Consider the following 7711-nt stretch of genomic DNA (forward strand, 5'->3'; position numbering starts at 1 on the left):
CTCCCGCCGCGACCCCCGCTTCCGCCACCTCCCACAAGGAGTGACCCTGCCATGTCCCTTGACCACCGGCTCTCCCCCGAGCACGAGGAACTCCGCCGCACCGTCGAGGAGTTCGCCCACGAGGTCATCGCCCCGAAGATCGGGGACTTCTACGAGCGCCACGAGTTCCCGTACGAGATCGTCCGCGAGATGGGCCGCATGGGCCTGTTCGGGCTGCCCTTCCCCGAGGAGTACGGCGGCATGGGCGGCGACTACCTCGCCCTCGGCCTGGTCCTGGAGGAGTTGGCCCGCGTCGACTCCTCGGTGGCCATCACCCTCGAAGCGGGCGTATCGCTGGGTGCCATGCCCATTCACCGCTTCGGCACCGAGGAGCAGAAGCGCGAGTGGCTGCCCCGGCTCTGCTCGGGCGAGATCCTGGGCGCCTTCGGCCTGACCGAGCCGGACTGCGGCTCCGACGCGGGAGGCACCCGCACCACCGCCCGCCTGGACGAGGCCGCGGGCGAGTGGGTCATCAACGGGACCAAGTCCTTCATCACCAACTCGGGCACGGACATCACGGGCCTGGTCACCGTCACCGCGGTCACCGGCCGCTCCCCCGAGGGCAAGCCGGAGATCTCCACCATCATCGTCCCCTCGGGCACACCGGGATTCACGGTCGCCCCGCTGTACTCCAAGGTCGGCTGGAACGCCTCGGACACCCGTGAGCTGTCCTTCTCCGACTGCCGGGTCCCGGCCGCCAACCTGCTCGGCGAACGCGGCCGGGGATATGCCCAGTTCCTGCGGATACTGGACGAGGGGCGGATCGCCATCTCCGCGCTCGCCACCGGCCTGGCCCAGGGCTGTGTGGACGAGTCGGTGAAGTACGCCGGGGAGCGGCACGCCTTCGGGCGGCCGATCGGCGCCAACCAGGCCATCCAGTTCAAGATCGCCGACATGGAGATGAAGGCGCACACCGCCCGTCTGGCCTGGCGGGACGCCGCCTCCCGGCTGGTGTCCGGGGACTCCTTCAAGAAGGAGGCCGCGCTGGCGAAGCTGTACTCCTCCACGGTGGCCGTCGACAACGCCCGCGACGCGACCCAGATCCACGGCGGCTACGGCTTCATGAACGAGTATCCGGTGGCCCGCATGTGGCGCGACTCGAAGATCCTGGAGATCGGCGAGGGCACCAGTGAGGTCCAGCGCATGCTCATCGCACGGGAGTTGGGCCTCACCGGCTGATACGTCGGTGCGCGGGAACCTCCGGGACACCTCCGGAAGACTCGTCGGTGCATGACCGGACCGCGGCCTGGGAACTGTGTGCGGGGGCCCTCTGGACATTCGCTTAGGTTAGGTTAACCTAACAGCGAATTCGCCCAGTGGCCCCCGTACGCACGAAAGCAGAACACACCCATGCCTAACGCCCGATCCGCCCACTTCTCCCGTCGCGGCCTGCTCGCCGCGGGCGGCGCCCTCGGTCTCGGCGCCCTGCTCACGGCCTGCGGCGACGGCGACAGCAAGGACAAGGACTCGGGTTCGGGCGGCAGTGCGGACGCCAAGCCCGGGCCGTTCTCCTTCAAGGACGACCGCGGCCAGACCGTGAAGACCGACAAGATCCCCGCGAACATCGTGGCCTTCACGGGGGCCGGCGCCGCGCTGTACGACTACGGAATCCAGGTCAAGGGCGTCTTCGGCCCCACCAGGACCGAGGACGGCAAGGCCGACGTCCAGGCCGGGGACATGGACATCAGCAAGGTCGAGATCCTGGGCAACACCTGGGGCGAGTTCAACGTCGAGAAGTACGCCGCGCTCGGCCCCGAACTGCTCGTCTCCACGATGTTCGACGATGCCGGCACGCTCTGGTACGTGCCGGAGGAGTCCAAGGACAAGATCTCCAAGCTCGCCCCGAGCGTCGGTATCTCCGTCTACGACCGCCCGATGACCGACTCCCTCGCCCGGATGCTGGAGCTGGCCAAGGCCCTGGGCGCCGACACCGGCAGCAGCGTGATCACCGAGGCCAGGAAGAAGTTCGAGGCCGCCGCCGAGCGGCTGCGCTCGGCGGCCAAGGCCCGCCCGGAGATCAAGGTGCTCATCGGCTCGGGCGCCGAGGACCTTTTCTACATCTCCGGCTCCAACCTCTCCATCGACCTGGAGTACTTCAGGCAGCTCGGGGTCAACATCGTCGAGCCCGACGCCAGGGCCCTCAAGGCGAGCGGTGGTTGGTACGAGTCGCTGAGCTGGGAGAACGCCGACAAGTACGAGGCGGACATCATCATGATGGACAACCGCACCTCGGCGCTCCAGCCCGACGCCCTCGCCGGCTCCAAGCCGACCTGGAAGAAGCTGCCCGCCGTCAAGGCCGGCCAGGTCATCCCCCGGGACACCGAGCCGATCCTCTCCTACGCCAAGTGCACCCCGATCCTCGAGGACCTGGCCAAGGCCATCGAGGACGCCAAGAAGGTCGCCTGACCACCCGACCACCTGTCCGACCACCTGTCTGTCCGACCATCCGTATGACCGCCCGTCCGCACGCGCCCGTACGCCATGTCCGTACGCCACGGAGGACCCGTATGACCACCGCAGTCACCGCACCGTTCCGCTTCTTCGGCCTGCACGTCGTACGCACCGAACGGCTCGGGCCCTCCATGGCCCGGATCTCCTTCGGCGGGGAGCAGTTGAAGGGCTTCTCCGCCGGCGGCCGGGACCAGAGCCTGTCCCTCTTCCTTCCGCAGCCGGGCCAGGACGTTCCGGTGATCCCCACCGGGGAGAACTGGTTCGCCGGGTGGCGGGCCATCGATCCCGGCGTGCGGGCGGTGATGCGCTCGTACACCGTGCGGCGGCAGCGCGGCGGTGAGATCGACATCGACTTCGCGCTGCACGGCGTCGGCGGCACCGGCGCGTGCGGCCCCGCCGCGCGCTGGGCTGCGGCGGCCGGGCCGGGAGACCGGGTCACCGTGCTCGGCCCCGCCGTCGCCGACAACTCGGCGGTGCGGTTCCGCCCGCCGGGGGGCACCGACTGGGTGCTCATCGCGGCCGACGAGACCGCGCTGCCGGCGGCGGCCGGGATCCTGGAGTGGCTGCCGCCCGGCACGAAGGCCAAGGTCTGGCTGGACGTTCCGACCCTCGGGGACCGCCAGAACCTGCTGACGCTCGCCGAAGCCGACGTCACCTGGCTCACGCACGGCGACGGCGCGGGCGTCCTTGAGTCGGTGCGCGCCGCCGAGCTGCCGTCCGGCACGCCGTACGCGTGGATCGCGGGCGAGTCGGGGACGGTACGGGCGTTGCGGCGGCATCTCGTCGGCGAACGGGGCTTCGACCGCCGGGCGGTGACGTTCGCCGGGTACTGGCGCCGCGGCCTGAGCGAGGAGCAACTGCGGGACCAGGGTTGTTAGCCCGCCCGCCCCGTCGGCACCGGGGCGGCACCCAGCCGCACCACCGACGCCCGGCCCCGCCCCGCAACGGCGCCGCACGGTCCCGCGCCTTCCGCGCCGCTCTCCGACCCTCGTTCCTGCCCCGCCCCCGCGGAGGCGAGCCCCGGCGGCAGCCGATGCCGCCCGGCGACGGCCGGAACGGGCAGGGACCGGGCCCAAGGCCCCGACGGCACTCGCCCCCGCCTCCGCCTTCGCCCCCGCGGAGGCGAGCCCCGACGACAACCGGATGCCACCGGGCCCAGGCCCCGGCGGCATCCGGAACCGGCGTGCGTCCGGGTGCGAACCGGGCCGCCGCCTCAGGCACCCACCTCGCCGCGGACCGGCACCGTGCGCGACAGGGGGCGCAGCCCAACCGAGCCGATGCGGCCGCCAAGGGCGGGGGCCGGTGCGGGATGGGGAGCGGGCACAGGCGTGGGCGCCCAGGCACTCGCGCTCACCTCCGCGGCCGGCTGCCCGGCGGCAGCCGGGTCCGCTGCTCCGCGGGGCAGACAGTCCCGCAAGCACGCGAAACGCGGCGGTCCCGGCCCGCGGGCCGGAGCGGACGCGGGCCCCAAAGCGAACGCGGGTCGCAAAACGAACGCGGGCCCCAAAGCGGGCCGAGTCCCCAAGCGGACAACCGCCTCGGCACAGGCAGAAACCCGGCGGCAGCCGGGCTCGGCGCCCGGCACGGCCGGGGTCGTTGCGGATGCCGCGATTCGCCGCGCGGGGGTCGGCGTCTCGCGCCTCCCGAGAGTCGCTCCGGCATCCGCACGCACCACCCCGTTCACAGATCAACTTAGGGTAGGCTAACCTAAATCAGCGCACTGAGCCGCACGCCCCCGTCCAAGCCGGGGGCTCCCCCATGCCGCGACCAAGTCCCCGATCCGGGAGGACAGTTCATGAGTCTCCTCGTGCAGACCGCCGAGGACCCGTCGACTCCGACGGCCGTCGCCACCCCCACGGCGCCGGCCGCCCCTGCCGACATGAGGTCGCACCTCCTCAACGACCGGAACGCGGAAGGCTACCGGCGCTCCGTCACCGAGGGAGTCGAGCGCGTGGCCGCCAGACTCCGCGCGACCGTCCGCCCGTCGACCGGGATCACCCCGGCCGAACTGGCCCCGGCCGTCGACGGGATCGACCTCGACCGCCCGCTGGGCGATCCGCTCGCCGCCCTGGACGAGCTGGAGGACGTCTACCTCCGGGACGCCGTCTACTTCCACCACCCCCGCTACCTCGGTCACCTCAACTGCCCGGTCGTCATCCCGGCGGTGCTGGGCGAGGCGGTGCTCTCCGCGGTCAACTCCTCGCTGGACACCTGGGACCAGTCCGCCGGCGGCACCCTCATCGAGCGGAGACTCATCGACTGGACCGCCGACCGGATCGGCCTGGGAGGGGCCGCGGACGGCATCTTCACCTCGGGCGGTTCGCAGTCCAACTTCCACGCCCTGCTGCTGGCCCGCGACGAGGCCTGCCGCATCGCACGGAAGAACGCCGAGAAGGAGCTGCCCAAGTCGCAGATCCTGTCGCGGCTGCGGATCCTCGCCTCCGAGGTGAGTCACTTCAGCGTCAAGAAGTCGGCCGCCATGCTGGGCCTCGGCTACGAGGCCGTGATCGCGGTCCCCGTCGGCCCCGACCGCCGGATGCGGATTGCCGCTCTCGCCGCGGAACTGGAGCGCTGCGAGGCCGAGGGCCTCATCCCGATGGCGGTCGTGGCCACCGCGGGCACCACCGACTTCGGCTCCATCGACCCGCTGTCCCAGATCGCCGCGCTAACCGGACGGTTCGGCACCTGGATGCACGTGGACGCCGCGTACGGCTGCGGCCTGCTGGTCTCCCCCACCCGCCGGCACCTCCTCGACGGCATCGAGCGGGCCGACTCCGTCACCGTCGACTACCACAAGTCCTTCTTCCAGCCGGTGAGTTCCTCGGCCGTCCTGGTCAGGAACCGGGAGACGCTGAGCCACGCCACGTACCACGCGGACTACCTGAACCCGCGCCGGATGGTGCGGGAGCAGATCCCCAACCAGGTGGACAAGTCCATCCAGACGACGCGCCGCTTCGACGCCCTGAAACTGTGGATGACACTGCGCGTCATGGGCGCCGACGGCGTCGGGAGGCTCTTCGACGAGGTGTGCGACCTGGCACGCACCGGCTGGCGGACCCTCGCCACCGACCCCCGCTACGACGTCGTCGTCGAACCTCAGCTGTCCACGCTGGTCTTCCGCTACATCCCCAGCGCCGTCACCGCGCCCGAGCTGATCGACCGCGCCAACCTCCACGCCCGCAAGGCCCTGTTCGCCTCCGGCGAGGCGGTCGTCGCGGGAACGAAGGTCGACGGCCGGCACTACCTGAAGTTCACCCTGCTCAACCCCGAGACGACGGCGGACGACCTGTCGGCCGTACTCGACCTGATCGCCGGCCATGCCGAGCAGTACCTGGGAGACCACCTTGTCCACGCCTCGTGAACCGTACGACTTCGTAGGCATCGGCCTGGGCCCCTTCAACCTCGGCCTGGCCTGCCTCACCGAGCCCCTCGCCGAACTCGACGGCGTGTTCCTGGACTCCAAGCCGGACTTCGAGTGGCACGCCGGCATGTTCCTCGACGGCGCGCACCTCCAGACCCCGTTCATGTCGGACCTGGTCACCCTGGCCGACCCCACCTCTCCGTACTCCTTCCTGAACTACCTCAAGGGGTCCGGCCGACTGTACTCGTTCTACATCCGCGAGAACTTCTATCCGCTGCGCGTCGAGTACAACGACTACTGCCGCTGGGCCGCCGCCCGGCTGGGCAGCGTCCGCTTCGGGCAGACGGTGAACACCGTCTCCTACGACGAGGCCGAGGGGGTCTACACCGTCCTCACCCAGGACGCCGCCTACCGCGCCCGCCACCTGGTGCTGGGCACCGGCACCACGCCGTACCTCCCCGAGTCCTGCCGGGGCCTGGACGGCGGGCTGTTCCACACCTCGCAGTACATGGACCGCAAGGAGGAGCTGCGGTCCAAGGAGTCCGTCACCATTGTCGGCAGCGGCCAGTCCGCCGCCGAGATCTACTACGAGCTGCTCTCCGAGATCGACGTCCACGGCTACCGGCTCAACTGGGTGACCCGCTCCCCGCGGTTCTTCCCGCTGGAGTACACCAAGCTCACGCTGGAGATGACCTCCCCGGACTACATCGACTACTTCGGCGCTCTGCCGGAAGACGTCCGCTACCGCCTGATGAAGGAACAGAAGGGCCTGTTCAAAGGCATCAACTCGGACCTCATCGACTCGATCTTCGACCTGCTCTACCAGAAGAACGCCGAGACGGGCGGCGCGGTGCCGACCCGGCTCATGACCAACACCGCGCTGCACTCCGCCTCGCACGACGCGGCCACCGGCACCTACACCCTGGGCCTGCGGCAGGAGGAGCAGGGCAAGGACTTCCGGCTCCTCACCCAGGGCCTGGTGCTGGCCACCGGCTACACCTACCGGGTCCCCGACTTCCTGGAGCCGGTCGCGGGCCGGCTCCGCCTCGACGCCCACGGCCGGTTCGACGTGGCCCGCAACTACAGCATCGACACCACGGGCCGCGGCGTCTTCCTGCAGAACGCGGGCGTGCACACGCACAGCATCACCTCGCCGGACCTCGGCATGGGCCCCTACCGCAACTCGTGCATCATCGCCGAACTGCTCGGCCGCGAGGTGTACCCGGTGGAGAAGCGCATCGCCTTCCAGGACTTCGGCGCTCCCGCGGACGGAGTGCTCGCATGAGCGACGCGAACCCGGGGACCCTGTACTTGCGCACCGATCCGGCGCTGGGCGAGTTCGCGATCCGCCCTCTCGACCCGCGCCGGGACTGCGGGCTGCTGCACCGGTGGGTCACCCACCCCAAGTCCGCGTTCTGGATGATGCAGGACCACACCCCACCGGACGTCGAGCGCGAGTACACGGCCATCGCCGGCTCCGCGCACCACGACGCGTTCATCGGGCTGCACGAGGGCCGCCCGGCCTTCCTCGTCGAGCGCTACGACCCGGCCGAGGTGGAGCTGAAGGGGCTGTACGACGCGCTGCCCGGCGACGTCGGCATGCACTTCCTCTGCGCCCCCGCCCGCACCCCCCTGCACGGCTTCACCCGGGCGGTCATCACCACCGTGATGGCCTTCCTCTTCGACGACCCGGCCACGGCGCGCGTCGTCGTCGAGCCCGACATCCGCAACAAGGCCGTGCACGCCCTGAACGCCGCCGTCGGCTTCGAGGTGGTCGGCCCGCTGCGGAAGCCGGAGAAGGAGGCGCTGTTCAGCGTCTGCACCCGCAAGCAGTTCGAGGCCGCGCAAGGAGTGACCCCG

The 7711-nt window shown here is 70.7% G+C and carries 6 protein-coding genes; all 6 read left to right on the forward strand.

Going from position 1 to position 7711, the window contains the following annotated elements; all coding sequences use genetic code 11:
- The first annotated feature begins 51 nt into the window (after positions 1–51).
- The gene (locus tag GUY61_RS31200; protein ID WP_166633605.1) at positions 52–1218 is read left to right on the forward strand and encodes an acyl-CoA dehydrogenase family protein; all 1167 of its coding nucleotides are present in this window, start codon (positions 52–54) and stop codon (positions 1216–1218) included.
- Positions 1219–1389: 171 nt separating this feature from the next.
- Positions 1390–2445 carry an ABC transporter substrate-binding protein gene (locus GUY61_RS31205; RefSeq protein WP_166633606.1) on the forward strand — a complete coding sequence of 352 codons (1056 nt, stop codon included), beginning with the start codon at positions 1390–1392 and terminating at the stop codon, positions 2443–2445.
- A 101-nt stretch (positions 2446–2546) separates the two neighbouring features.
- A complete protein-coding gene (locus GUY61_RS31210; RefSeq protein WP_166633607.1) occupies positions 2547–3368 on the forward strand; it encodes a siderophore-interacting protein in 822 nt (273 codons plus the stop codon).
- A gap of 1001 nt (positions 3369–4369) precedes the next feature.
- A complete protein-coding gene (locus tag GUY61_RS31215) occupies positions 4370–5851 on the forward strand; it encodes an aspartate aminotransferase family protein (protein ID WP_166633610.1) in 1482 nt (493 codons plus the stop codon).
- A complete protein-coding gene (locus GUY61_RS31220) occupies positions 5808–7136 on the forward strand; it encodes a lysine N(6)-hydroxylase/L-ornithine N(5)-oxygenase family protein (RefSeq protein WP_166633608.1) in 1329 nt (442 codons plus the stop codon). Before GUY61_RS31215 ends, GUY61_RS31220 begins: the two co-directional genes overlap by 44 nt.
- On the forward strand, positions 7133–7711 hold a 579-nt coding region (locus GUY61_RS31225), incomplete at its 3' end, for a GNAT family N-acetyltransferase (RefSeq protein WP_166633609.1). The genes GUY61_RS31220 and GUY61_RS31225, both read left to right, overlap by 4 nt.

The sequence above is a fragment of the Streptomyces sp. GC420 genome (genome assembly GCF_009916105.1).
In the GTDB taxonomy this organism is placed as follows: Bacteria; Actinomycetota; Actinomycetes; order Streptomycetales; family Streptomycetaceae; genus Streptomyces.

What these genes read in the sequence shown, in the direction of transcription:
- GUY61_RS31200 (WP_166633605.1), top strand. Translation starts at nt 52, where the DNA reads ATGTCCCTTGACCACCGGCTCTCCCCCGAGCACGAGGAACTCCGCCGC.
- GUY61_RS31205 (WP_166633606.1), top strand. Translation starts at nt 1,390, where the DNA reads ATGCCTAACGCCCGATCCGCCCACTTCTCCCGTCGCGGCCTGCTCGCC.
- GUY61_RS31210 (WP_166633607.1), top strand. Translation starts at nt 2,547, where the DNA reads ATGACCACCGCAGTCACCGCACCGTTCCGCTTCTTCGGCCTGCACGTC.
- GUY61_RS31215 (WP_166633610.1), top strand. Translation starts at nt 4,370, where the DNA reads ATGAGGTCGCACCTCCTCAACGACCGGAACGCGGAAGGCTACCGGCGC.
- GUY61_RS31220 (WP_166633608.1), top strand. Translation starts at nt 5,808, where the DNA reads ATGCCGAGCAGTACCTGGGAGACCACCTTGTCCACGCCTCGTGAACCG.